Consider the following 25,676-nt stretch of genomic DNA (forward strand, 5'->3'; position numbering starts at 1 on the left):
TTCCTCTCGTTGAAGGGCACGAATCCCGCGTGCCATTGTAGTGGGAAGTCGCAAAGGTTAGTTTCAACAAACTTGCGGAATCGTCTCACACCCGGAAGATCGCCCCCATCTTCTTGCCCAGCAAGGCGCTGGCGCCCACCAGCGTCACGGTCAGCAGGGCCATGCCCCACACGCCCATGGCGCTGGCGATGTAGGGGCCGTCGCCCTGGCGGTTGCTGAAGGCATAAATCGCCCGGGTGATCGGCCAGTCGTCCTGCTTCTGGGCGAGCAGCAGGCTGTCTGACACTTCCAGCATGCTGAAGGCGAACACCAGCAGCGCCCCGGCGATGATGTTGGCCAGGATCAACGGCAGCACCACGCTGCGGATCGCACGCATCCGGCTCGCGCCCAGGTTCAGGGCCGCCTCTTCCATCTCGCCGCTGGTCTGCTCGAGCCCGGCGACCACCGACCGCACGATGTACGGCAGCCGGCGCACGGCATAGGCAAGCACAAGCAAGGGAATCGGGTTCGGATCGACGCCCACCACCGACACCACGCCGTCCAGGGGCGCCGCGATCTCGCCGAAGCCCAGGTTGATCGAGCCGCGGAAGGGCCACGCCAGGCTCACCGCCACGAATCCGAAGGCCAGCACCAGCCCGGGCACCGCCAGCGGCAGCATGCACAGCGTGTCGAGCACGCTGCGCCCAACCGCCCTGGTCCGCACGATCAGGTATCCCACCGTCACCCCGATCGAGGCATTCAACACGACCGCCATGGCCGAATAAACCAGGCTGTTCGCGATGGACCGGAAGGCCGCGTCGCTGCCCAGCGCCACGCCGAAGTGGGCCAGGGTGAAGCTCCTGGGAAGCAGGCTCTGGTACCACTGGCCCACGCCGCTGACGCTCATAAGCACCACGCCGATGTGGGGCGCGACAGCGAGGATCGTGACCAGAAGGAACGCCGCCGCCGCCAGCCAGCCCTTGGCCCCGCGCAGGGTGACTTCGCTGCTGGCCCGCGTCGCGCGGGTGCTCATGGCATAGCCCCGCCTGCCGAAGGCGATCTTGCCCGCGGCATAGGCCGCCAGCGATGCGGCCAGCAACACGAACGTCAGGGCGTACGGACGGGCCGATCCCTCCACCTCGCTGAGCCCGTAGAAGATCTGTACGGCCGTCACGCGGTCATAATCGAACATCAGCGGCGTGCCGAGCTCGGTGAACGCCCAGATGAAGACGATGGTGCCGCCAGCGAACAGGCCCGGCCGGATGAGCGGCAGCGTGATGCGCGTGAAGCGTCGCCACGGGCCGGCGCCCAGGTTCTCGGCGGCCTCGTTCATGGCCGGGTCGAGATTGGCCAGCGCCGCCGTCGCATTGAGGTAGAGGATCGGGTAGAGGTGCAACGCCTGCACGATGATCACGCCCAGGCCCTTGGCCTCGCCCATGACGTCCCAGTTGGTGCCCAGCAGGGTGTTGAGCATGCCCTCGCGACCCATCAGGGCCCGAAAGCCGATAGCGCCCACGAAGGGAGGCAGGATCAACGGCACCAGAATGAGCGCACTGAACACGCCCTTGAATGGGAAACGGTGCCGGGCGGCCAGGAGCGCCAGCGGCACGGCGATGAGCCCGCTCAGGAGGGTTGTACCCGTCGCAATCCAGAAGGCATTGAACAGCCCTTCGCGGGTGACCGGGTCGCGGAACACCCGAAGCACATGGGCCAAGGTCCATCCGCCATCGCCCGTGGGATCAACGGCGAAACCGCCGCGGATGGTCAGCACGATCGGATAAATCAGCGACAAGCCCAGGAACGCGACGAGCAGTACGACCAGCGTCTGCTCGATGAGCCGGCGCAAGGTCAACGCGTGCATGGGCTCAGGCCTCCGCCTTAGCTTCTTGGGCGGTCAGCGACGGCCCGAGGGTTAGGATCGTTGGATTGCCGCGGTCAAAGCCCGCGAGGTAGTCCCGCAGCGAATCGAGCGTCACCGCGTCGATTTCGGCAACCCGCTCCTCCAGAGATCGACAGCGTGCCAGCTTCCGGTAGTCATTGGCAAGGGCTCCGGCCCGCGCCGAGGTCGACTCGCCGCCGAAGACGATCCGCGACTTCAGGCCCACGCGGGCCCGCTCGAACTCCTCGGCCGTCGGCGCCCCCTCGCTCGTGGCGATCCGGTTCAACTCGGCCTGGAGCACCTCGAGCGACTCGGCGGCCCGATCGGGCGTGGTGCCGACGTAGGCCGACACCCAACCGGCTTCACGCTCGGGCGTATACGCGGCGTGCACGGCGTAGCACAACCCGCGCTTCTCCCGCACTTCGCTGAACAGGCGCCCCGACATGCCCCCGCTGAGCACGGCGGTAGCCAATCGCTCGCAGGCGGCGTCCGGCGTGCCATCTCGCGGCGCCTCTCGAACGACCATGATCTGGACCTGGGCGCCATCGTCGTCCACGTGGTGCACGCCCCGTTCGCCCAGGCCCCGCGCCATCGGCTCGGCGGCCTGGCCCCACCAGCCTTCCAGGGCGGCATCCAACGTCTGCTGGGCCATCAGCGGATCGATGTCGCCGGCCAGCGCGATGATGCTGCCCCGAGGCACGAAGCCGGTTCGGATGAACTCGCACGCGTCGGCGTGCGTGCACGCCTCCAGGCCCTCCCGCGTTCCGTACGTCGATCTATTCAACGGCGGCGGCAGGTGGTGGGCCATGGCTTCGACGCCCACCCACTCTTGCGGGTCGTCCGTCAGCGCATCGAGTTCCTGGATGGCAAGGCTTCTGGCGGGCGCGAAGGCCGCCTCGTCCATCGTCGGCCTGACGATCAGGTCGGCCAGCAACGGCACGGCCTTGGTCAGGTCCTGGCCGACGAACGTGGCCGACAAGCGACTCGTTCGAACGCCCGTATCCAGGCTGCGGCTCACGCCGGCCGCGTCGAGCGCGTCGGCGTGCTCCCGGCTGCTCAAGCCGCCCGCCCCGCGTTGGGCCATTTCGGCCGCGATTCCCGCGATGCCCAGCCGATCGTCAGGCTCGGCGGCCGCCCCGGCGGGCAGGGTCCAACTGAGCGCGCAGCTCTTGACGCCCGCCATCGATTCGACCAGCAGGACGGCACCGCACGCAAGTTCTCGGATCTCGATCGCCATGGTGGCGCAGTTTAGCGGACGCTCGCCCGCCCGGCCCTGCGGCGGCATAATCGGCGCCACCGCCACCACCGACCACATTCCACGCTCGCCAGCCCGCCGAACCCATTTCGATCGGCCCCGCAACCGATGGTCCCTTTTGAGAGGTACGCGATGCCCAATGGACGCTCCAGCATGCGCCGGATTGTGGACGTGGTCGCCCTGGGGCTGTGCCTCGTCGCGGCCACGCTCGTCGTCATCCAGCAGACGCGACAGGGCACGGTCGAGAACGTAGTCGTGCAGACCGAGTTGTCGCTTGCACGGTTTCACTCCACGCTCAAGGTCCAGGCCACCACCCGCGGGGTTGCCGTCAATGGTCGGGGCTGGCCCAACACGATCGAGGGCCACTGGTTCGGCGATGCACCCCCGCTCAACCACCTGCTCACCGGCGACCGACCGTGGGTCGAGATCGCGCCGGCCGAAGATGCCGACCGCGATCATCCCGCCGACCCGGTGGCGTTCGATACCGATGGGGTGAAGGCCCCGAGCTTTTGGTACAACCCCTACCGCGGCGTGGTACGCGCAAGAGTTGCGCCCCAGATCAACGACGAGCAGACCTTGGCGCTGTACAACCGGGTCAACGGCGTGTTCCTGGCAACCTTGGCGCCCGAGGGCGGACTGCGCAGCGCCGAACGGGAACGCGACGACGCGGAGCGGCTGCGTGAGATGTCCGAACGCGTGCGACAACTCGCCGAGTCGACCGGCGCCATCGTCACAACCGACAACGTGGTGAAGGTGCGCCGCGTTGGACCCGAAGGTGAAGACGAGGAGCCCCAACCGCCCGAAGCGGAGCATCGGAGCGATCCGAGCCCGGCGGTCATCGACGAGCCCGGCGAGGGCTCCGATGCACCAAAAAACCCCCGCTGAAGCCCGTGAGAGGGGTTTTTATCCCTTCTCGGATGCCAGTCCGAGCACGTCGGTCATGTCGTAACGGCCGGGCTTCTGGTCGACGAGCCATGCCGCGGCACGCAGCGCACCGCGCGCGAACAGGTCCCTCGAGTGCGCCGTGTGCGAGAGTTCGAACGTCTCATCGGGACCATCGAATCGGACGACGTGCTCGCCCACGATGCCCCCTGCGCGCACCGATGCGACGCTCATTGAACCAAACCGGGAAGCGCCGTCCGATGCCTTTTCGATCTCCGCCCGCAGCGCATTGGCGGTGCCCGAAGGGGCATCGACCTTCCCCGAACGGTGCCATTCTGCAATTGACGGAAAAAAATTTTCGCCCAGCGCGCGGGCGATTTTCTGGACCGTGTGGATGAGCACGACGCACCCGACGGAGGTGTTTGGCGCGACCAGCACGGGCACGCTCGTCGACAACTCGGCAAGCGCGTCAAGGTGCTCCTGCTCGAGCCCGGTGGTGCCAACCAGCAACGGCGCAGCGCGATCTCTGGCAAGCGCGATCGAATCGGGAATCGCGCCAAAATGCGAGAAATCCACGAGAATTTCGTGATTCTGGCGCGCGAGGTCGCACGCGTGGGCATGCGGATGCTCGCGGTCGATGCGCGCGACGACGTCGAAGCAATCATCGCCGGTGGCGAGCGCATCGATGCGCGAACCAAGAGCGCCCGAGGCGCCCACGAGCAGGATGGAGATGGGTCGTGACATGGTCATGTATCGCGTGACAGGCCCATTCGAGGGCATGAAAAAAATGTGGACGAAACGGAAAGTTCTAGTAGACTACTCAAGCCGCGTGGGGAACACACCCGATACACGCTGCGCGCGCCCTTTGTCCACCGAATGCCCGGCTCGCACATCGGCGCGTGTGGTAACCAGGCGAAGTCGGGCATGAGAGCAGGAGTTTGCTCATGGCGAAGAAAGCCGCAAGGAAGAAGGCCACCCGCAAGAAGGCGGCCAAGAAAACGGCGAAGAAGACCACCCGCAAGAAGGCAACCCGCAAGGCCGGCGCTCGCAAGACCGCCGCCCGCAAGACCGGAACCCGCAAGGCCGGCACCCGCAAGAAGGCCGCCAAGAAGACGGCCAAGAAGGCCACTCGCAAGAAGGCGACCCGCAAGACCGCCGCTCGCAAGACCGGAACCCGCAAGAAGGCCGCCAAGAAGGCCACCCGCAAGGCCGGCACGCGCAAGACTGCTGCTCGCAAGACCGGCGCACGCAAGAAGGCAACCCGCCGCACCGTGCGTCGCTGACGCACCGCCCATGCCAGGCATTCTCTCGGCGATCCGGGTCGAACCGGATCGCCGTTTTCGTTGCGCCCGACGCAGCACGCGGCAACAATCACCCATGCGCACCGACACGCACGCCGACGATCGAGACGCACGGGCCCGATTGCTCGCACACCTCGCGGGCGTCCTGGTCTGCGAGGCCGGGGCCGAGCCATGCCGCCTGGTCGTCGCCGAAGCGGGCGGCTTGGTCACTTTGCCCATGCACCGGGACCTGGACGAGGCCGGCCACTGGTCGTTCGCGGCGCGGCAGGAGTTGGACCCGGCCATCGAACTCTCGCTCGAGCCTCCCAGCGGAGTCGGCCAATTGTCCGACCCGGCCGAGATCGAGGCCGACCGCTGGCTGGCCTACCACGGCTCCACACCCCCGAAGTGTCGGTTGGTGTCGCTTGCAGTCTCGTTCGCTCGGTATGCGGACGACCAAGGACGCACGCAGGTGGCTGAGGACGTGCTGACGCCCAATCCGCTGCGTTCGCACGTGCCGGCGCTGTGCAAGTTGCTCAATGGCGACAGGGCGAAGCTGGCCGACGCGTGCGCGAGGCTGACCGGCGTGCGGCCCGAGTCGCCCATCGCGGTGGGCGTGGATGAATGGGGCGTGCACGTGAAGGCCGCCTTCGACGTGCTGCGGTTGGGGTTCGAAGAGCCGGCGATGGATGAGGCGGCGGCCAGGGCGGCGATCGAGGAGGTGCTGGGTGGGTGAGCGGCCGGTGAGGATGCGGGAAGCGCACGCGCACGTGTTGGCGCACGGTCGAGCCATGGACATGGTGCAACTGGACGCCTGCGCCACCGCACAGGACATGCTCGACGCCATCGCCGATGCGGCCATCGGGCGCGACGTGGTGCTCGCGCACGGAGCTCGGCCTGAATCATGGGTCGAGCCGGGTTGGCCGACGCTCGATGAGCTCGACCACGCCAGCCCGGAAGCAAGCGTTGCGGCGTGGTGCTTCGACTACCACGCCATCATGGTGAATTCCAACGCGATGTCGACCATCGGCATCGATGTCAGTAGTCCGGATCCGCAGGGAGGCCAGATCGGGAGGAAGCCCGACGGAACCCTCTCGGGCGTGCTTTATGAGGCCGCTGCCGGCCTGGCGTGGAAGCAACTCGAACCGAAGGGCGTCGACCCAACGGCACTGCTCCGGGCCATCGAGCACCTCACGACGCATGGCTTCACCCATGTGCATGACTTGAAGTCCCAGCCCGACCTCGGCCCTGCGCTCGCGGGGCTGCAACGACCGCACGCCTTCGAACTCTCGCTGTACCCCCTGGTCCAGGACCTCCCCGAAGCCCTCAAGACTCGGCACGACTGGCAGTCCGACCAGATCCGCCTCGCGGGTGGCAAGATCTTCGTCGACGGCACGCTCAACAGCCGCACGGCATGGATGCTCCACCCCTTCGCCGATGGCCGGGCCGAACATCCGTCGGGCATGCAGCTCATGAGCGACAAGCAGATCGAGGACGCCATCCGGCTGTGCATGAGCGAGGGACTGCAACTGGCCGCCCACGCCATCGGCGATGCCGCCGTGCGGGCGGTGCTCGACGCCACCGAGCGGGCGCGGGCGCCGAGGGGCACCGTGCGCATCGAGCACGCCGAGGTGATCGACGAGGCCGACGTACCACGGTTCGCCGAGCTTGGCGTCATCGCCAGCGTGCAGCCGTGCCACCTTCTGTATGACATCGAGGCATTGCGGCGGGCCTGCCCAGATCGGCTAGACCGCGTGCTGCCGCTGCGGGAGTTGATCGACAGCGGCCTGAAGCCCGGCCGCGACATCCTCTTCGGCAGCGATACGCCCATCGTGCGGCCCGACCCCGAAGACTCGATCCTCGCGGCGACCAATCGCGGGCGGGCGAATATGCGTCTTGAGGACGGCATCGCACCGGGGCAAGCGATCTCGCAGGCCGAGGCGTGGGCGTGCTTTGACGCGGATGCGTAGAACCACGCATTTTGCTAGGTGCTTTCCCGGAGCAAATCAGAATCGTTCCAAACTATTGCGTTCTATTTACACATAAGCGTGCCGCCCCAGACGTACGTCGGCTCGGCGCCTCAACCCTCGCTCTCTCGGGCGGGCTCAGACCTTCGGGTCGGGCCCGCCTTTCTGGTTCACGGGCAGCCTGCAACGAGAGCACTCTGGGAGGCGAAGAAGTGGAAGACGGTCAACTCGCCGTCGTCGTCGAGGACGGCGGGGCAGTCATCAGCGCGTGCCGTCGTCGTAGACCTCCAGCGTCTGAACGCTCAGGCCGAAGCCGCCGCTGGCGCCGCCGTCCAGGCCAGACCAGGTGCAGACCTGCCCGGCCGCGACGCCGCCCATCGCTGCCAACGAAAGAGCGCCCAGGAACACTCGACATTGATTCAGTGGCCGCATTTCTCAGCCCTGCTTCTCCATGAGTACGGCGATCCACCGAGTTCTGTCGCGGAACCCGGCACATCCGCCCGTGAGCGGCTCGATCGGGCTCGGCGGTGGGAGTCGGTTTCCTAGACTCTGTTGATGCCCCCCCGCCCGTTCGAAATCGTCAGTAGCTTCAAGCCCATGGGCGACCAGCCCGCGGCGATCGAGGCGCTCACGAAGCGGCTGGAGTCCGGGGCCGACGCGGCCACGCTGCTTGGGGCCACCGGCACGGGCAAGACCTTCACGATGGCCAACGTCGTGCAGCGGCTGGGCAAGCCCACGCTGATCATCAGCCACAACAAGACGCTGGCGGCCCAGCTCTACGAGGAGCTCAAGGAGTTCCTGCCGCACAACAGCGTGAACTACTTCGTCAGCTACTACGATTACTACCAGCCCGAGGCGTACATCCCCCAGCGGGACATTTACATCGAAAAAGACGCCAGCCGCAACGAGGACCTCGACCAACTCCGCCTGGCCGCGACGAGCAACATCCTCAGCCGACGTGACACCGTCGTCGTCGCCAGCGTGTCGTGCATCTTTGGTCTGGGGTCGCCCGAGGCGTACGGCGACAAGGTGCTGACCTTCAGCAAGGGCGTTCGCGTCGATCGACGGCAGCTCCTGGCCAGCCTGACGGCCATGCAGTACAAGCGCAGCGACTACGAGTTCAGCCGCGGCCGCTTCCGCGCGCGCGGGGACGTCATAGAGGTCTGGCCGGCGTCCGAGAAGTTCGCCGTCAGGCTCGACCTGTTCGGCGACGAACTCGACCGGCTGGAGTTGATCAATCCCACCAGCGGCGAGGTGCTCGACGAGGCGGAGATCTTCCACCTCTTCCCGGCGGTCCACTACGTGCTGCCCGAGGAGAAGATCGAGAGCATCTGCGACGACATCTCCAGGGAACTCGATGCACGCGTTCTCGAGCTGCGCAGCGAGGGCAAGCTGCTCGAGGCTCAGCGCCTGCTGGCCCGCACCAAGTACGACCTGGACCTGCTCCGCGAGACCGGGAGCTGCCCGGGCGTGGAGAACTACAGCCGGTTCTTCGACGGACGCATGCCCGGCGAGCGGCCGTTCACGCTGCTGGACTACTTCGATTATGCGCCCCGGCCGGAGATGGGCGAGGCCCGCATGATGCCCAGGGCCGAATCGAGCGATCCACTCGTACGGCGCGACGACGAGCGGCGTGCGAAGCGGCCCAACATCGACGACTGGCTGATCATCATCGACGAAAGCCACGTGACCCTGCCGCAGATCCGCGCGATGTTCAACGGTGATCGCATGCGGAAGGAAACGCTGGTCGACCACGGCTTCCGCCTGAGCAGCGCCCTCGACAACCGGCCCATGCGGTTCGAGGAATTCGAGCGGATGGCGCCGCAGCTCATGTTCGTGAGCGCCACGCCGGGGCCCTACGAGCTCGAACGCACGGGCGGGGAGATCGCCGAACAGGTCATCCGGCCCACGGGCCTGCTCGATCCGGGCGTGGAGGTCAAGCCCGCCGATGGACAGGTGCCTGATCTGCTCGAAGAGTGCAAGGCCGCCGTCGCGCGCGGCGATCGCGTCCTTGTCACCGCCCTGACCAAGCGCCTATGCGAGGACCTTGCCACCTACCTCGACCAGAACGACCTGAGGACGCGGTATCTGCACAGCGATATCGAGACGCTCGAGCGGCTGGAGATCATCACCGATCTGCGCGAGGGCGCCTTCGACGTCTTGGTGGGCGTCAACCTGCTGCGCGAGGGCCTCGACCTGCCCGAGGTGGCGCTGGTGGCGATCCTGGACGCCGACAAGGAGGGCTTCCTGCGCAGCCCGACGAGCCTGATCCAGCTCATGGGCCGGGCAGCGCGGAACGTCAACGGCCGCGTGGTCATGTACGCCGACAAGGTCACCCCGGGCATGCGCGACGCCCTGGACGAGACCGACCGCCGCCGCGAGAAGCAGACTGCCTACAACGAGAAGATGGGCATCACGCCCGCGACGATCAAGAAGGAGATCCGCCGCGGCATCGAAATGCAGCTCCGCGCCCGCAAGACCGCACGCGAGGCGGCCGGCAGCGCCGAAGAGGCCTTCGACATTGCCGAACTCATGCGCGAACTGGAGGCCGAGATGCTCGAGGCGGCCCAGTCGCTGGAGTTCGAGAAGGCCGCCCGGCTGCGCGACCAGGCGCGCAAGCTCAAGGAACGCCTGGCCCAGGGCGACACGGCCAAGGTCCGCCGCAGCGAGTTGGACGAGGGCAAGCAGAAGAAGCGTCAGCGACGCGGTAAGGCCGGCAAGCCCGGCACCCCCGGCAGCAAGCCCACGCGGCGCAAGAAGCGGACTTCCTGAGGACCCTCACGAGCAATGGACCGACGCGAAAAGCTAAAGACCTACTTCATCGGCTTCGGCATCGGGCTGATCCTGTGCGGCCTGATGCTGTACACGCGGTGGAAGTGGCACCAGGCCAACCCGCCGCCCCCGCCACAGCAGCAACAGGCCCCCTAGCCGCGCAGCGCCGTAACCGCTTCGGGCAGTGCTTCGGCAAGTTCCATCGGCGTCAGCCCGGCGTCGGCGTGATGGCTCTCTCGCCAGAGGCGGGCCGCGTGGGCGTGGGCCACGACGGCGCAGCGGGCGATCTCGAAGAGCGTGAGCTTGCCGTCGTCGCCCATGTGCTTCACACGCTCGCCAAGCTTCGCTCGGGCCAGTTCGTGCATCACGGGCCGTGCATGCTGGGCGATGAGTCCGCCAAGGAGGCCCGCGAGCACGTCGCCCGTGCCACCGGTCGCAAGAGCCGAGTCGGCAGTCTCGTCGCTCCAGGTCTGGATGCCGTCGCTGACGACGGTGCGGGCGCCCTTCAGCACCACGACGCAGCCCAGGCGTTGTGCGAGCGCCTCGGCGGCAGCGGGACGCCGGGTGTCGTCGGTGGCGTTGGCGTCCATGCCCAGGGCGTCGGCCAGGCGGGCGAATTCGCCTGGGTGCGGCGTGACGACCGCCGGCGCGTGGAAGTCCAGGGCGAGTTGGGGCGTCTGGGCCAGTTCGTTGATCGCGTCGGCATCGATCACCACGGGCATGGCCTTCTGTTGGATGGCTCGTAGCGCCAGCGCCGCGGGCCCTGAACCACGGCCCAGCCCCGGCCCGATGACCAGCGCATCGGCTTCTTCGAGCACGGTGTCGAGCACGGCAACCGCCTCGCTGGCGAGCAAGGCGCCGCGCGCATCGGTCGGCAGCGATCGACCGGTGGCATGGGCCGAGATCCCCAGCGCTTCGTTCAGCACGCCCTCGGGGCACACCAGTTGCACCAGCCCGGCGCCCGACCGCGTCGCCGCGTGGGCCGCCAGGGCCGGAGCCCCGAGCATGCGTGTGTGCGCCAGCGCGCACCCGCCGACCACGGCGACGCGTCCGAAGTCGCCCTTGTGGCCCGCATTCGGGCGCGCGGGGAGCCGGGGACGGGGCAGCTTTCCGGTCATCGCGTCGCCTCCACGTCGATCGTCAGCGCGCCGAGCGTGGGCACCAGTTCTCTCCACAAGTCGTTCGCGTCGGCGCCGTCGGAAACCGAGAGGGCGATCTGCGCCGCGTGCCTGGGGCGAAGCCGCTGGGTAGCGTCCAGGTCGAGCCATCGCGCGTCATCGTCGTGCTCGACCAGCGCCTGCACCCACACATGATACACGAACGCCGGCGGCGCCCCGGGGGCGGCCGTTTCGTAGCTCAGCCCCGCCACGAGCCTCGAGGGAATACCGCGAGCACGAAGCATGGCCGCCAGCAGCGTCGCGTGCTCGGTGCAGTCGCCCGAACGGTCACGCGCCACCGTCGCGGCGCTGGCCAGCGCTACGTCGAGGTTCTTGCTGGTGATGTAGCGGTGCACGAACGAACGCAACGCCTCGCCCTGCGCCCGGGCGGTCGCGGCGGGCGGCAACTGACGGGTTGCCCGCTCGGCCAGCTCACGTACGAGCGCGTCGTCGATCTCCAGCAGCGGCGTGGCCGCGAGATATCGCTGTCGGGCCTGCTCGTCGATTTGCGCCGCCGGTCCCGAGTCGTTCAGATCGATCGTTACGCGGACGGCGCCGCCTTCGAGTCGCTGGGCTTCTTGCGGGCCGGTGGTCAATGCGGGGACGTCTTCGCCGCGGAGGACGAAGATAGCCGAACGCACGCGCTGGTGCCCACGAATGGCTCTCGAAGCCGTCACGCGCGTGGCGTCGATGAGGTCGGGCGGGCTGGCCAGCGCCCGCCGGGCCGTCGCCTCGTCGCTCAGCACGATTTCCTGGGAAACCGCGCCGATCGACGTCACGGCACGCACGAGGTGGCCCTGGGCGTCGAGCCACTCGTGCACCACCCGCTCCTCATCGCCGCGCCGGGTCTCGAAGCGCACGGCCTTGATCGGCTCGCCCAGCACGTCGATGGACTCTTCGCCCGTGCGTGTGCGCCGCGTCGGCACCGGGTCGAGCCCGCTGAGCGGGTCGGCCACCTGCGTGCTGATGGTCGCATCGCCCGCGGCGATGCGCTCGGCCAGGTATCGGCGCTCGGCATCCGGCCCGACGTAGACGCCCTCGGGCGCCGGCTCGGTCGTGGCCTGTCCGTCGTCCTCGACCCGCACGGTGCGGCCGTCGAAGCGCCACGCCGTGACCTCGTCGCGGTCGCCCTCGATGCGGCGGCGCATGCCGTGGAGGTTGCCGTGGGTGGACTCGACGACCTCGCTCTCGAATGCCGTGACGACGATCGCCCCCTGCCGCCCCACCGCCACGCGCATCGCCGTGGTCGTGGTGATCAGGTCCCCGGCCTGGCTGCGCTCGATGGTCATCCATCCGGCGGGCTCGCCGCGGAGCTTGACGACGTACCACCGAGTCTGGGCGGCGGCGCTGGCCGCCAACGCAAGTACAACGCCCACCATGGCCACCACGCGGAGCATGCCGGGATCCTAGAGAGCCCGGCTTGTGTAGGGTTGGGCGTGATCGATACGCATTGCCACCTGACGTTTCCGCAGTTCGAGGGCCGCGTGCCCGAGGAATTGGCCGAGGCCGCACGCCACGGCGTGGCCGGCTGCATCACCATCAGCACCACGCCCTCGAATGCCCTGGCCTGCCTGGACCTGGCCCAGCGCCATCCGAACGTCTGGTGCAGCGCGGGCATCCATCCCCTGTACGCCGCCGAAGGCCCCTTCGATTTCACCCCCTTGCGGCACTGCATCGCCCAGGACCGATGCGTGGCCTGGGGCGAGTTGGGCATGGACAACCACTACAGCGACCCGCCGCGTTCGCTGCAGGAGCCCGTGCTCATGGAGCAGCTCGCGCTCATCCGCGAGATCGATCAGGAGGGCACGGCCGGCGCCGGCAAGCCCGTCGTGCTGCACTGCCGCGAGGCCTTCGACGACCTGATCCCGATCCTCAAGGACAGCGGCATCGCGGGCGAGCGTTTCGTCTTCCATTGCTTTACGGCCGGACCGAGCGAAGCCAGGCAGGTGCTCGATCTTGGCGCCATGATCAGCTTCACCGGCGTGGCGACGTACAAGAACGCCCCCGAGGTCATGGAAGCCGCGGTGCTCACGCCCGCCGACCGCATCATGGTCGAAACCGATGCGCCCTATCTGAGCCCCCAGCCGGTCCGCGGCGAGCGGCCCTGCCGGCCGTGGATGGTCTCGCTGACGGCCAAGCTCATCGCGAAGGCGCGGGGCGAATCGCTCGAAGACTTCGCACGCGCGACCGATGCGAATGCCGAACGGTTCTTCGGCGTGCGCACGCGTTTCGAATGACATGCACCCGTGCGTCGGCGGTCAGGGCGCATTCGTCGCCGAGGGCAACGACTGGGAGGTCAACGCCGGCGGCGATTGCGTTGCCGGCTCTGACTCATCGGCGAGGGCTCGGTCCGGACCGCCGGTGAACACCCACGCCAACCCAACAAACGAGAAGGCGACCGCCACCAGGCATACGGCGAAGTGCCACAGCGGGGTGCGGGCGCGCCGGATGCCCGGGATGGTCATGTATCGCTGCCGGCTGCTGTGAGACGCCGCCGCATGGGTGCGCCGCGATGCGGAATGTCGGGCTCGACGTCGGCCTCCGCCACGAGTCTTGCGGTTCATGCCCGAACTCCTTTGACGCTTCACCTGCGCCGCCGCTTTGTGCTCTCCCGCCTTGATTTCTCTCATCCACCTGACGCCTTCTTGCTTGCAGCGTACCAAGACCACCCCCTCGTCACCCGTGTGATCTCCCACACGTGCGGAAAACCAAAATGCGCATGGGGCTGTGGCCAGGGGCTTTATCAGGGCTCGGTGTCGCATCTGCGACAACTGCTCGCCCGCGTTTTCGTTCAGCTCGTGCGGGCGGCGAAGTTGATGCGCTGCTCGGCCAGGTTGGTGAGCGTGCGATCGGCCGCGCCCTCTTCCTCGAGCGTGGTCGTCAGCACCTCGGCGTCGTCGTGGCGGCCCAGCTTGCTGGCGAAGGCGCGGGCCACGCCGTAGGCGGCCATCTCATAGTGCTCGACGCGCTGGCAGCTGGCGATGATGGCGGCGTTGCGCACGTCCTCGTCCTCGGTCTCGGCGAGGGTCTCCTGGCCTTCCTTGAGCAGGCCTTCGATGCCCTTGCACTTGTGCCCGCCCGGCTCGTAGTCGAGGTTGACGAACAGCCTGTCCACGCGGGCCAGGTGCTCCTCGGTCTCCTTGCGGTGGGCCTCCAGCGCCTTCTTGAGCTCCACGTCGGTGGCTTCTTTGATCATCGTGGGCAGCGCGTCGAGGATCTGCGTCTCGGCGCTGTGCAGGTCCTTGAGTTCGTGGACGTAGAGCTTCTCGAGGCTGTCGATCTTCATGGTGGTTCCTCCTGCTGTACGACTCGTGCTTCGCAACTTGGGCTTTGCGACTCGGGCCGGGCGACTCGGTTTCACTTCCAGCGCCGCGGAGAACGCTACGAGCGATGGAATTCGGCCTTCAAGGGCCGGTGCGAACCATGAGGGCGATTTCACGGCGCGCGGGCGCACGCCCGCGTTGCAAGGCCGTGCGCACGCGTTGGCATGAGTCAGCGTTCATGCCGCGTTCGCCGTTCGATCGTCAAGGATTCTCGTACGCGTCCGGCGCGCGGCAACACGCCCGTCCAGGGCTTCCCGTCCCTGCGCGGGCGTGCACGCACCACGTGGTTGCGTCGGGGGCCGCGTGCCCTATCGCGAACGCACTCGCCGGTGGTACGCGTAGGAGCCGCCCGAGTAGTTGTAGCCGGTGGGTCGGTAGTACGACCGCCCGAACGCGGCGTTGGAGTTGTACGTGTACGTACCCGTGTTGCGGTTCATCGTGTATGGCGACGGCGCGCGGTACGCGTAGGTCGAGGGCCGGTAGGTGTTGCGGCGACCAAAGTACCCCGTGCTGTAGCGGTTGCTGCCCACGCCCATGTTCACTCGCGTGTTGAAGTCCAGCGCGTACTGCGCGACGGCTACCGTGGCGCCGAAGGCCAGCGCCACGCACGCACCGGCGAGCAGCCACGTCTTCACGTCTCGACCACGCATCAGCGCACCTCCAGCAGCTTGACGTCGCCGATCAGGGTCTCGTTGGGCCCCACGCCCATCTCGGGCTTGCCGAAGGCCCCGTAGGCCAGCGCGGGGGGCACGGCCAGTTGCCACCAGTCGCCGGCGGACATCGAGCGGATCAGCTCGCGCACGCCGGGGGTCAGGTCGGCCAGTTCGATCTCGACGGCTTCTCCCTCGGTGAACACGCGGCCGTCAAGAAGGGCGCCGCGGAACGTCACGACGACCCTGGCCGCATCGCCCACCGCCGGGCCGTCGCCCGATTCGATCACCCGATACTGGGCCCCGCTGGGCAGCGTGACGGCGCCGGGCTGGCTCTTGAACCTGGCGTGGAAGGCCTCGCTGCGCTCCAGGTTGCGGTCGTGCAGGGCCTTGAAGTCGGCGTCGTTCTGCAGGCGACGCTCGACGATGCGCTCTTCGACGACCTGGTGGGCTGCCGCCAGGGCGTCGTCCATCGCCTGGGCGTCGACCTCGGGCGCCCGACTCGTGACCCCCGTCGAGAAGCCCTCGACGATGCGGGCGTTGTCGAGCGTGATGCCGTCGCTCTCGAGCCCGGCGCGCACCTCGTCGCCCAGGAAGTAGCCGATGGCGTAGGCGACCGCGTCGGCATCGGCCTGGCCGACGCGCTGGGGGTTCTGGGCCTGGTCCTGCTGCAACGGACGGGCGTCGGCCTTGGGCGCCGCGTGCACGACGGCCACGCCGACGAGCGCCGCGGCCAGGCCGATGCCCAGCACCGCCGCGGAAGTTCGAGCGTTCTTCATGGTCTTCTCCATTGCTGTTGCTGCGCTGCGAGCGCTTCGCCATGCCGCCGGCGACGCACTCTCGATCGCTGCGTTGTTCGGGGCGGCCCATCGCCCCCCGCGTGGTCCACCGGCAACCGCGAGTCCCGGCAACGTGGAACTGCGCATGCGGCCGCACGCCGTACCGCTCAACGTTAGCTCGATCCCGACGGTATCGCCCGAGGAAGGAGGCCGTCACGCGGCGCCGGGGGCAACGCAGCGCTGAAGGCGGGAAGGACCATGTAAGTTGGTCGTTGTGTGGGCGTTCATCGTCCCCCATCGACGGGAGAAGCCCGTAGAAGGCTCCGCCGTGACACGGCAATGCCACCCCGCCAGCAGGGCGACAAAGCAGGGCGACAAGGCGATCCCGTCACCCGGCCGGATCGGCCAGCATGGCCTCGGGGCGCTCACCGAGCCCGGCCCGCCACTGGGCGGCGGCCTCACGGGCCGGTTTTTCGCGCGTGCTCCACCCGAGCTTCTTCCTGGATCCCGCCCCGATTCATGGGCAGCCGGCCTGGAAGGCGTTCTGAAAGGCCAGAAAGTCGAAGATCGTCAGCTCGCCGTCGCCGTCGAAGTCGGCCTCGCTCCTCCCGTCCTGGAAGAGGTTGGCGAAGACGAGGAAGTCGAAGATCGTGAGCGAGCCGTCGAGGTCGAGGTCTGCCTCGCAGATGAGGCAGCCGAGGTCGTAGGCGTGGACGAGGCCGACGGAGAAGCCGCCGAAGACTGCGTCGCCGGCTCCGATTGCAACATGGGATCCATTGGTCACCGTATCGATGCCGAAGCCGCCCGTACGGCCGGCGGCATCGATGCGTGCGGCCTGACTCCACGTGCCATCCGGGTCGCGACTGAATATGTATGAAGCGCCGTTGACGGAGCCAGATGTCTCGTCAACTGTGGCTGCGGTTAGCAGGCCGCCACTCATGTCAAGAGGAGAAAACCGATGGCCCTGGCCAGCCGGTTCATGCGTGATCTCTTGCGACAATATCCATTCCGTCCCATCGTGCTCGTAGAGATACACGACACCCTGATCGACAAACGATCGATCGGCGAGCCCCCCCCCGATTGCGAGAGTGTGGCCGTTGTAGAGGATGCCGCCGCCGAACAACGGCCCAGAATCGATGGGCTCCGAAACATCGGGCGGCACGATTCGCTGGTCGAATTCAAACTCATCTTCGGCCGAGCGCCGGTACACAAAGAGTGATCCGCCAAGGAACATTTCAGTCTCGTCAGCTGGCGCTCCAACAAACAGCCACTCGCCACTCAGCAGGAAATCGAGACCAAATTCTGCTGATCGAGGGAGGGGCGATGGAATCGTCTGCGCCAGATGCCAGCCATCGGTGGACTTCTCATAAATAAGCAGTTGCTGTAACGGGCGATACTGGCGCAGGATCGCTGTGTCGTTCTCCAGCGCCACCACGCCCCCAAAGCCCTGTCGTAACGTTGGTTCGCTCGGGCGAAACTGAAAGACTTCTCGCCATTGCTCCCCGTCGTGCTCATAGAGATACGACTTGCCAGCCGGCTCACCATTGACAACGGCCCCGCCAGCACCCACGAGCAACCGATCGCCATCGCGGCTGAACGATCCACCGAACCCCGAGCCAACCGTGATGTCCGGCGGCACGATGTGCTGCGTGCGTTGCCACAAGCCGTCGCCATCGAGCTCAAACACGTGCAGCGCGCCGGTACCGCAGTCGAACGGATCCGGGCAGAGTGTGGGCTCGCCAGGGTTGCCGATGAAGAGGAACCGGTCGTCCATCAACATCCTGGAACCGAAGCTCCCGCCCTCGGGCATGCCCAGTGGCTCGAGCGTCTGCGGCTCGCATTGCGAGAAAGCGGCCGCTGCGGGGCCAAGAAGGGCCATGATGCCAACGGCGCTGTTGGGGATGCGCATGCCTTCATTGTGACGCAAACGGGGAACGATTGCAAGGCCATTCCACGCCGCGCCCGTCTCCGATAATGGTCCATCGCTCCCGCTGCGAAAGGATCGATGCACGCGACACCTGGCTCATCGAGAACGACGTCGCCTGCAACAACGCCAACCTCAACGGCGACGGGAACGTCGATACGTTCGACATGGCCATGTTCAACGACCTGTTCTCGCTGGGCGCCCGCCGGGTGGACATGGACATGGCGATACCGACGCAGCGATCTATCAGAACGCCTCCGACGCGGCGACGGGGCCGTAGGCCTGCCGCCCCAGAGCGTCCCTCGCCACGGCCCGCCCGCGCGGGCCGTTTCTCGTGGCCGTGGGGGCACGCCCACCCCTCCGCGTCCGCGGCCGGAGCTGGTGGGGGCGTTCGGGGGCGGGCCGCGGACGCCCGGGGGACACGCCCGGACGCCGAGGGACCGCCCGCCAAAGCTCGCACGCCATCTTTCAACACTCGGACCTCGTCCCCCAACGCTCGGAGCCCACCCCCGGACGCTCGGCCGTGGAGTCCGAACGCTCGGAGCCCGTCCCCGAACGCTTGGACCTCTCCCCTGAACGCTCGGACCTCGTCCCCGAACGCTCGGAGTTCGTCCCCGAGCGTTCGGAGTTCGAGTCCGAGCGGATTGCCGGCGGGGCCCGACCGCCCCCACGACGCGCCAGGGCGGTTTTTCAGGGTTTTCACGGTTGGGTTCTGGATGGAAAGGGCCATGTTCGGGTTTTTGGGTTTGGGTGGGCCTTGACGGCACGCTTCGTGGCCGCGACGCGCAGCATCTGCCGAGCCCGCGACCAGAGCCCCGGCGGCCGGGATCGGCCAAAGCCGGCCCCATCGAACGCCGATAAGCCCGGCATGACCCAGAAGCAGACCGATCGATGCGCCCCCGCCCAGCCCGCCACGGACCCGGCCAACGACCCGGCCAATGACCCGGCCAGCGAACCGACCAACTCGCCCACCGGCGAGCCGGCGACCTACACGCTCAAGCAGGCCGCGGCGATGGTCGGCCTGACGCCCGACGCGTGGGCGAGCTGGCAGAAGCGCGGGCTGCTGCCCAGGGGCACGATCGGCCGAGGCGGCGAGCACAACCGCCCGGTCCGGCTCTTTACGCAGGCCGAGGTCGACGCCGCCCGCGCGGCCGTGGAGCGAACGGAGCCGGCCACGCCCGAGCACACGATCTCGTACAACGAGGTCGTCGACATGCTGGGCATCTCCAAGTCGCGCATGTACGAGATGATCAAGAGCGGCCGCTTCCCCCCCGGCCGCTGGACGGCGCCCGACAAGGCCACCGGCACGGGCGGGCGCCGCAAGATGTTCAGCCCTGCCGAGGTCGACCAGGCCCGCGCGGCGCTGGCCGCGTTCATGAACCAGGGGCCCACGATCGATGGCGAGCCGGCCGTGACGCTGCAAGAGGCCGCCCAGCGCATCGGCCTCTCGCGCACGCAGTGGTACGCCTGGCAGAAGAAGGGCTGGGTTCCCATGGGCACGCCCCGCACGTGGCCGGGCTCCATGGGCAAGGAGCAGGTGTACACCCGGGCCCAGATCGACGCCCTGGAGGCGTCGCTGCAACGCGGCGAGCACCCGGGCGCCGGCCACGTCGCGACCGAGCGGCACACGATCACCCACCAGGAGGCGGCGCGCCTGGCGGGCGTGGGCGTCCACGCGTGGCACGAGCTGAGCCAGCGCGGGCAGCTGCCCGAGGGGCGCTGGACGCCCAACCCCAAGGGAACCGGCAAGGGCGGCCTGCGCAAGCTGTACACGCCCGAGGACGTCGAGGCCCTCAAGCGGGCCATGGCAAGGCTCGAGGCCGAGCGGCGGCCGACCATCGACGGCAGGCCGGCCCTGACCGTGCTGGAGGCCTGCGAGAAGATCAACATCTCACGCCCGCTGTGGTACCTGTGGGATCGCAAGGGCTGGCTGCCCGAGGCCCACAAGGCCGCCCGCGACGCCAGCGGCAAGAGCATCAACCTCTACACGCCCGAGCAGATCGACGAGCTCAAGGCCTCGATCGACCGGGGCGAGCACCCGGGCGCGCAGGGGCGCGGCACGGCCGAGCACACCATCACCCGCGCCAAGGCGGCGAAGATGCTGGGCATCACCGTGTCGATGTGGTCGACCTGGGAGAAGGAGGGGCTGGTGCCTAGGGGCGTGCAGCCGCCGCTGTCTCCCACGCTGGGCACCGGCGGCAGCAGGCACGTGTGGACGCCCGCGCAGGTCGAAGAAGTGCGCGCGAAGGCGACCGAGCTCGGCATCCTCGAGCCCCCCGCCACGCCCGAGCACACGCTGACGCGCGCCGACGCCGCCGCGCTCGTGGGCATCTCCGAGGCCACGTGGACGTACTGGTGCCGGCGGGGCGTGGTCCCGCGCGGGTGCTGGCGCACGAACCCCAAGGGCTCGGGCCACGGCGGGCTGCGGCGGATGCATTCGCACGAGGAAGTACGACAGGCCCGGGCGGCGCTGGACGCCATCGGCTTCGGCCACGCCGAGGACGCCACCGACGCGCACACCGTGAGTCAGGCCGAGGCGGCCAGGCTGCTGGGCATCGAGACCGGATCGGTGCCCAAGTGGGAGAAGCGGGGCCTCTTGCCCAGGGGCGCATGGGGCCGGCGCGGCAAGCGCGGCTCGCTGCAGAAGCTCTACACGCCCCAGCAGGTCGAGGAGGCCCGCAGGGCGGCGATCGCGCAGGGCGTCCGCTGCTTCGCCAAGGCGACGAGCGAGCACACCCACACCCGCCAGCAGGCGGCGCGGTTCATCGGCGTGCCGTTTTCCACGTGGTCGCACTGGGAGCACCAGGGCCGCACGCCGGTGGGCGCGTGGGGACGTGCCCCCGACGGCAAGAGCCGCTGCAAGATGTACACGCTCGCCGAGCTCGAGGCGTTCGCCGAGGAACTGGAGAAGCTGCACAAGCCCTACGCCGACCCGGATCGACCGGGCGTGGTCCGCGTGCCGATCCGCACCGGCAAGGGACGGATGGAGGCGCTCATCGATTCGGGCGACCTGCATCTGGTCGAGGGCAAGAACTGGAACCTCTCCGAGCGGGCCGACGGGTCTCCAACCGCGGGCGCGGTCGTCCTGTCGACCATGACCGGGCGGATGAAGCCGCTCAAGCAGTTCATCACTGGCGTCAGCGGCCGGAGTTGCTGCGTCCGCCACGCCAACGGCGACTTCCTGGACTGCCGGCGCGAGAACCTGGTCGTGCTGGACCTCGCCCAGAGGTCGCACGGGAACCGGAAGATCAAGGTGCGGGCCGGCTACGAGACGACGTCAAGGTACAAGGGCGTGTGTTGGGACGAAGATCGCGGAAAGTGGCTGGCCCAGATCAGCAAGGAGGGCGTGCACCGGCACCTGGGCCGCTTCGACGACGAGATCGACGCCGCCGACGCCTACGACAACGCCGCGCGCGAGCTCTTCGGCGAGCACGCGTTCCTGAACTTCGACGGCATCGTGGACCGGACCGAGGAGGAGCCCAAGTCCGCCGCGTAGCACGCGGGCGACCGCCCTCGGTCTCCCCTTCGTCTCTCCGTCTCTTCCCAACTACCTCCGCCCGAACATCTTCTCCAGGTCGCGCATCGTCAGCCGCACCGAGGTCGGCCGGCCGTGCGGGCAGCTCGCGCTGCGTTCGACCTTCTCGCGGAGTTCCAATAAAGCGCTGAGCTCCTGGTCGCTCAGGGCGTCGCCCGCCTTGACGGCGGCCTTGCAGGCCATCATGTCCAGGACCTCGCGCAGCGCGTCCTCCTGGTCGCGGGGCAGGTCGTCCTTTTCCAACAGATCGCCCATGAAGTCGGCCGGGTCGACGCCTCGGCTGAACAAGAGGCTCGGGAAGGCGTGCACCGCCACGCGCGTGGGGCCGGCGCTCGTGGCGTCGATGCCCAGCGTTGCCAGGATGGGCGCCAGGGCTTCGAGCTTCTCGGGCGCGTCGGCGACGCCGATCATGGCGGGGGTCAGGAGCCGCTGGCTCTCCAGGGTTCCCTGGCTGGCGACGCGGCTGCGCAACGCCTCGAACATGACGCGCTCGTGCAGCGCGTGCTGGTCGATGATGACCACGCCGTCCTCGTCGTGGGCAACGAGGTAGCTGTCGCGGATCTGCATGGCCTGGATCGAATGGGCCCGGCGCATCCACGGGCCGTCGGGGGCGCGGTCGATGCCGGCGGGCGCCGCGTCCTTCGTTTCGACCTGCGCTCCGGGCGTCCTCGCCTCGGGGGGCTCGGGTCGGTTCAGGACCGCGTGCACCTCGGCCTCGGTGAATCGGTTCGCCTGTTCACGCGCGGCCTGGGTCAGGTCGCCGGCCTGCGGTCCCCGGAAGATGGCGCCGTCGGCGGGCACGAAGGGCTGCCAGGGTCGCGCGATGCCGCCACCGAAGGACCCGACGTCGTCGAGCGAGGCCGTCAGGTCCGCGCCCGCCAGCGCCTCGCGCACCGAGCCGTGCACCGCCGCGTGGATGGCCGACGAATCGCGGAAGCGGACTTCCGCTTTCGCCGGGTGCACGTTCACGTCGACCATCGAGGGGTCCACGTCGATCAGCAGCACGGCGACGGGGTGGCGGCCCGGCTCGATGAGCCCGCGGTAGGCCTCTCGCAATGCGTGCGCAATGCTCGCGTCGCGGATCACGCGCCCGTTCAGCACGATCCACTGGCCCTTGGCGTTGCCGCGCGCCGCGTGCGGGCGGCCGACCAGGCCCCAGAGGTTCACGTTGTACGTCTCGGCGGCCAGGCCCTTCGCCTCGATCATCGCCTCGGCCAGGTCCTGGCCCAGGATCGACCGCACGCGCTGCGGGGCGCTCTGATCCGCCGGCAGGTCGAGGGTGGCGTGCCCGTCGCACACGAGCGTGAAGCCGATGGCCGGGCGGGCGAGGGCGAGTCCCTTGACGGCGTCGACGCAGCGCTGCTTCTCGGTCTGGGCGGTGCGCAGGAACTTCCGCCGCGCGGGCGTGTTGAAGAACAGGTTGCGCACCTCGATGACCGTGCCCGGAGCGCCGCCGGCGGGACGAGGCCCGTCGACGTCCTTGCCCTCGACGCGCAGCTCGCAGGCCTCCCGCGCCCCCCGCGTGCGCGAGCGGATGCGCAGCCGGCTGACGCTCGCGATGCTCGCCAGCGCCTCGCCGCGGAAGCCCATCGTCGCCACGGCGTCCAGGTCGTCGGGCGAAGTGATCTTGCTGGTCGCGTGCGGGGCAACGGCCATCGGAAGCTGGTCGGGGCTCATGCCGCAGCCGTCGTCGGCCACGCGGACCAGCTCGATGCCGCCGGCCTCCAGCTCGATGCGCACCTTCGTGGCCCCGGCGTCCAGCGCGTTCTCGACGAGTTCCTTGACCACCGAGGCCGGCCGCTCGACGACCTCGCCCGCGGCGATCTGGTTGATGACCAGGGGGTCGAGCGCGCGGATCTCGGGCAGCGTATCGATGGCCTGGTGCGTGGAAGGAGCGGGCATCCGCGGCATCGTAGGAGCGGCCCGGGGCTACGCTGGTCGATGCCGACCAACGCCAACACCATCGACACCGCCGCCGCCGCGCGGGCCGCCCGCGAGGCGGTCTTCCAGGCCGCCGCCGTCTGCCGGGCCGTGCAGGCCCGCCTGGACGACCTGCGGGCCATCACCAAGGACGACAAGAGCCCGGTGACCATCGCCGACTTTGCCAGCCAGGCGGTCGTGGCCAAGGTCCTCCAGCAGCACCTGGGCGCCTCGATCGTGCTTGTGGGCGAAGAGGGCAGCGAATACCTCCGCCAGCCCGAGCACGCGGCCCACCTGAGGGCCGCCCTCGAGGCTGCCCACGAGGCCTGGCCCGAGGCGACCGAGGAGGAGTTCCTCGATGCCATCGACGCGGGCGATGCCGAGCCCACGGGCGACCACTGCTACTGGACGCTGGACCCCATCGACGGCACGAAGGGCTTCCTGCGCGGCCAGCAGTACGCGGTGGCCCTCGCATGGCTGGACCACGGCGTGCCAAGCGTGGGCGCCATGGCCTGCCCCAACCTGCCTACCTCCCACGATGCGCCCCTGGACGCGGTCGACCCGCACGGCAGCATCTACCTGAGCGTCGCCGGCGAGGGCACGCTCGAGGCGCCGCTGCACGACTCCAAGGCCGACGCCACACGCATCCTGCGCAAGGACCTGGCGCCCGACGAGCCCGTGAGCGCGTGCATGTCGGTCGAGAAGGCCCACAGCAGCACCGACGACACGGCGCGCGTCATGGCGCTCGTCGGCCCCGAGCGCGAGCCGGCCAGGCTCGACAGCCAGTGCAAGTACGCCGTCGTCGCCCGCGGCCAGGCCGACGCCTACCTGCGCCTGCCCACCAGGAAGGGCTACGTCGAGCGCATCTGGGACCACGCCGCCGGCTCGCTGGTGGCCACCGAGGCCGGCTGCGTCGTCAGCGACGTGGCGGGCATGCCCCTGGACTTCAAGCACGGCAAGGGCCTGGAGCGCAACCGCGGCATCGTCTGCGCCCCGCCCAGCGTGCACGAGCGGGTGATCCGGGCGATCAAGGAACTGGGGCTGCTGGGCTGAGCGGGCAGTTCAGCCCTCGCGCACCACCACCAGCACGCACCGATCATCGACCACGCGTTCCTCGCTGAAGGCCCCCACCGCGACGCGGATGGCCTCGGCGATGGCGTCGGGGTCGGGCTCGGCGTGCTTGATGGCCTCGTCGAGGCGCTCGACGCCGAACTGCTCGCCGTGCTCGTCGAAGGCCTCGATGATGCCGTCGGTGTAGAGCACCATGCACTCGCCGGGGTGCAGCATGCCCGCGGCGCCAACCGTGTCGAGGTGCTCGAGGATGCCCAGCGGCGGGCTGGCGTCGCCGGTGATGGCCTCGACCGAGCCATCGCGCCGGCGCACCCGCGGCACGTGATGGCCGGCATTGGCATACACGAACTGGCCCGTCTGCGGATAGAAGCCCACGAAGATCGCCGTCACGAAGCGTTCGCCCTGGAAGCTCTCGAACAGCACGCGGTTGACGTCGGTCACCACCGTGCTGGCGGGCCTGCCAAATGCGCGATACGCCAGCAGCACGCTTCGCAGCATGCCCATCGCCACCGACGCGGGCGGGCCGTGGCCCGAGACGTCGGCCACCACGGCGCCGAACTGCCCGTCGCCGAAGTCGCGGAAGTCGTAGTAGTCTCCGCCCACTTCCTCGCTGGGCTCGTACCACACGGCGAATCGCAAACCATCGACCCGCGGCGGGGCCGGCGGAATGATCGATCGCTGGGCGTCCAGGATCGACTCGAGCGAATGGCTGAGACGGGTGTTCAATGCCGAGACGCGCTCGACGAGTTCCTCACGCTCGCCGGCGAGGGCCATCATGTTCGAGAGCTGGGTCAGTGTCAGCAGTTGATGGTCTTGAAGGTCCCACGGTGAAGAGCGAAGGAACAAGGCCCATTCGGTGGCGCGCCCGCCTCGGTAGATCGGCAGGACCACCGCGTGCTCTGGCAACTGCCGATCGCCCAGCACGGTCGGCAGGCGACGCTCGCCGGACAGGTCGAGCGTGGCCGGACGCTGGTGGCGGGCAAACTCGTCCAGCAAGGGCGCCTTGTGGAGCGCGGGCTCGTCCGCCAGTCCCCATCGTCCACCGGGGATGACCGTGGCGGGATCCAGCTCACCCTCGGGTAGATCTACCGCGGTGCAAACGCGATACCAGCCGGGCCGATCCGGCTCCTCGAGGAAATTCATGAATACTTCGGCGCCGAACATCGAACGCATGCGCCGCAGCAGGCGATAGCCCTGCTCGGCCAGCGAACTGGCCTCGCTGGCCTCGCGCAAGAGCTCCACGTGATCGATGGAACTCTGTTCGGCGGTCGGAAGCGGCGGGCTCACCCGCAAGGGTACACAG

At 68.6% G+C, this 25,676-nt stretch carries 22 protein-coding genes; 10 read left to right on the forward strand and 12 right to left on the reverse strand.

Annotated elements, in window-relative coordinates:
• Positions 1 to 85: 85 nt before the first annotated feature.
• Both RIE32_05915 and RIE32_05920 read right to left on the reverse strand, forming a co-directional pair.
• Complete coding sequence (locus RIE32_05915; GenBank protein MEQ9095782.1) at positions 86 to 1,840, reverse strand: iron ABC transporter permease; 1,755 nt, start codon at positions 1,838 to 1,840, stop codon at positions 86 to 88.
• Between the two features lie 4 nt (positions 1,841 to 1,844).
• A complete protein-coding gene (locus RIE32_05920; GenBank protein ID MEQ9095783.1) occupies positions 1,845 to 3,095 on the reverse strand; it encodes a pitrilysin family protein in 1,251 nt (416 codons plus the stop codon).
• A gap of 171 nt (positions 3,096 to 3,266) precedes the next feature.
• Between RIE32_05920 and RIE32_05925 the strand changes: the two genes are divergently transcribed.
• Entirely contained in the window at positions 3,267 to 3,998 is a 732-nt protein-coding gene (locus RIE32_05925; GenBank protein ID MEQ9095784.1) for a hypothetical protein, read from the forward strand.
• Positions 3,999 to 4,016: 18 nt separating this feature from the next.
• On the opposite strand, the gene dapB is transcribed toward RIE32_05925, so the two are convergent.
• Positions 4,017 to 4,739 (reverse strand): 4-hydroxy-tetrahydrodipicolinate reductase, encoded by a 723-nt coding sequence (dapB, locus tag RIE32_05930; protein ID MEQ9095785.1) that lies wholly within the window; start codon positions 4,737 to 4,739, stop codon positions 4,017 to 4,019.
• 200 nt (positions 4,740 to 4,939) lie between these two features.
• Here dapB and RIE32_05935 point away from each other — a divergent pair, with 200 nt between their 5' ends.
• The 3 genes from RIE32_05935 to RIE32_05945 all read left to right on the forward strand — a co-directional run bounded on the left by RIE32_05935 (position 4,940) and on the right by RIE32_05945 (position 7,245).
• A complete protein-coding gene (locus RIE32_05935; GenBank protein ID MEQ9095786.1) occupies positions 4,940 to 5,278 on the forward strand; it encodes a hypothetical protein in 339 nt (112 codons plus the stop codon).
• A gap of 94 nt (positions 5,279 to 5,372) precedes the next feature.
• Positions 5,373 to 6,011 carry a hypothetical protein gene (locus RIE32_05940; GenBank protein MEQ9095787.1) on the forward strand — a complete coding sequence of 213 codons (639 nt, stop codon included), beginning with the start codon at positions 5,373 to 5,375 and terminating at the stop codon, positions 6,009 to 6,011.
• A gap of 13 nt (positions 6,012 to 6,024) precedes the next feature.
• Positions 6,025 to 7,245 (forward strand): amidohydrolase family protein, encoded by a 1,221-nt coding sequence (locus tag RIE32_05945; protein ID MEQ9095788.1) that lies wholly within the window; start codon positions 6,025 to 6,027, stop codon positions 7,243 to 7,245.
• A 258-nt stretch (positions 7,246 to 7,503) separates the two neighbouring features.
• Here RIE32_05945 and RIE32_05950 read toward each other — a convergent pair whose 3' ends face one another.
• Positions 7,504 to 7,674, reverse strand: a complete 171-nt coding sequence (locus RIE32_05950) for a hypothetical protein (protein ID MEQ9095789.1) — start codon at positions 7,672 to 7,674, stop codon at positions 7,504 to 7,506.
• 123 nt (positions 7,675 to 7,797) lie between these two features.
• On the opposite strand from RIE32_05950, the gene RIE32_05955 reads away from it, so the two are divergent.
• A complete protein-coding gene (locus tag RIE32_05955) occupies positions 7,798 to 10,014 on the forward strand; it encodes an excinuclease ABC subunit UvrB (GenBank protein ID MEQ9095790.1) in 2,217 nt (738 codons plus the stop codon).
• A 15-nt stretch (positions 10,015 to 10,029) separates the two neighbouring features.
• A complete protein-coding gene (locus RIE32_05960) occupies positions 10,030 to 10,170 on the forward strand; it encodes a hypothetical protein (protein ID MEQ9095791.1) in 141 nt (46 codons plus the stop codon).
• On the opposite strand, the gene RIE32_05965 is transcribed toward RIE32_05960, so the two are convergent.
• Both RIE32_05965 and RIE32_05970 read right to left on the reverse strand, forming a co-directional pair.
• A complete protein-coding gene (locus RIE32_05965; protein ID MEQ9095792.1) occupies positions 10,167 to 11,132 on the reverse strand; it encodes an NAD(P)H-hydrate dehydratase in 966 nt (321 codons plus the stop codon). The two genes, RIE32_05960 and RIE32_05965, sit on opposite strands and share 4 nt — an antisense overlap.
• Entirely contained in the window at positions 11,129 to 12,568 is a 1,440-nt protein-coding gene (locus tag RIE32_05970; protein MEQ9095793.1) for a transglutaminase family protein, read from the reverse strand. Before RIE32_05970 ends, RIE32_05965 begins: the two co-directional genes overlap by 4 nt.
• A gap of 39 nt (positions 12,569 to 12,607) precedes the next feature.
• Between RIE32_05970 and RIE32_05975 the strand changes: the two genes are divergently transcribed.
• Positions 12,608 to 13,408, forward strand: a complete 801-nt coding sequence (locus RIE32_05975; protein MEQ9095794.1) for a TatD family hydrolase — start codon at positions 12,608 to 12,610, stop codon at positions 13,406 to 13,408.
• 1 nt (position 13,409) lies between these two features.
• The gene (locus RIE32_05980; protein ID MEQ9095795.1) at positions 13,410 to 13,658 is read left to right on the forward strand and encodes a hypothetical protein; all 249 of its coding nucleotides are present in this window, start codon (positions 13,410 to 13,412) and stop codon (positions 13,656 to 13,658) included.
• 304 nt (positions 13,659 to 13,962) lie between these two features.
• On the opposite strand, the gene RIE32_05985 is transcribed toward RIE32_05980, so the two are convergent.
• From RIE32_05985 to RIE32_06000, 4 genes are all read right to left on the reverse strand, one after another.
• The gene (locus RIE32_05985; GenBank protein MEQ9095796.1) at positions 13,963 to 14,457 is read right to left on the reverse strand and encodes a ferritin-like domain-containing protein; all 495 of its coding nucleotides are present in this window, start codon (positions 14,455 to 14,457) and stop codon (positions 13,963 to 13,965) included.
• A gap of 345 nt (positions 14,458 to 14,802) precedes the next feature.
• Positions 14,803 to 15,144, reverse strand: a complete 342-nt coding sequence (locus tag RIE32_05990) for a hypothetical protein (protein ID MEQ9095797.1) — start codon at positions 15,142 to 15,144, stop codon at positions 14,803 to 14,805.
• The gene (locus RIE32_05995) at positions 15,144 to 15,923 is read right to left on the reverse strand and encodes an FKBP-type peptidyl-prolyl cis-trans isomerase N-terminal domain-containing protein (GenBank protein ID MEQ9095798.1); all 780 of its coding nucleotides are present in this window, start codon (positions 15,921 to 15,923) and stop codon (positions 15,144 to 15,146) included. Before RIE32_05995 ends, RIE32_05990 begins: the two co-directional genes overlap by 1 nt.
• Before the next feature lie 517 nt (positions 15,924 to 16,440).
• Positions 16,441 to 17,697 (reverse strand): GC-type dockerin domain-anchored protein, encoded by a 1,257-nt coding sequence (locus RIE32_06000; protein ID MEQ9095799.1) that lies wholly within the window; start codon positions 17,695 to 17,697, stop codon positions 16,441 to 16,443.
• Between the two features lie 1,018 nt (positions 17,698 to 18,715).
• Between RIE32_06000 and RIE32_06005 the strand changes: the two genes are divergently transcribed.
• Complete coding sequence (locus tag RIE32_06005) at positions 18,716 to 21,343, forward strand: helix-turn-helix domain-containing protein (GenBank protein ID MEQ9095800.1); 2,628 nt, start codon at positions 18,716 to 18,718, stop codon at positions 21,341 to 21,343.
• A gap of 51 nt (positions 21,344 to 21,394) precedes the next feature.
• On the opposite strand, the gene mutL is transcribed toward RIE32_06005, so the two are convergent.
• Complete coding sequence (gene mutL, locus RIE32_06010; GenBank protein ID MEQ9095801.1) at positions 21,395 to 23,284, reverse strand: DNA mismatch repair endonuclease MutL; 1,890 nt, start codon at positions 23,282 to 23,284, stop codon at positions 21,395 to 21,397.
• Between the two features lie 39 nt (positions 23,285 to 23,323).
• Between mutL and RIE32_06015 the strand changes: the two genes are divergently transcribed.
• On the forward strand, positions 23,324 to 24,355 hold the full coding sequence (locus RIE32_06015; protein MEQ9095802.1) for a 3'(2'),5'-bisphosphate nucleotidase: 1,032 nt from the start codon (positions 23,324 to 23,326) through the stop codon (positions 24,353 to 24,355).
• A 9-nt stretch (positions 24,356 to 24,364) separates the two neighbouring features.
• Here RIE32_06015 and RIE32_06020 read toward each other — a convergent pair whose 3' ends face one another.
• Positions 24,365 to 25,660, reverse strand: a complete 1,296-nt coding sequence (locus tag RIE32_06020; GenBank protein MEQ9095803.1) for a PP2C family protein-serine/threonine phosphatase — start codon at positions 25,658 to 25,660, stop codon at positions 24,365 to 24,367.
• Positions 25,661 to 25,676: the final 16 nt, after the last annotated feature.

The organism is Phycisphaerales bacterium (assembly GCA_040221175.1).
Lineage (GTDB): Bacteria > Planctomycetota > Phycisphaerae > Phycisphaerales > UBA1924 > JAHCJI01.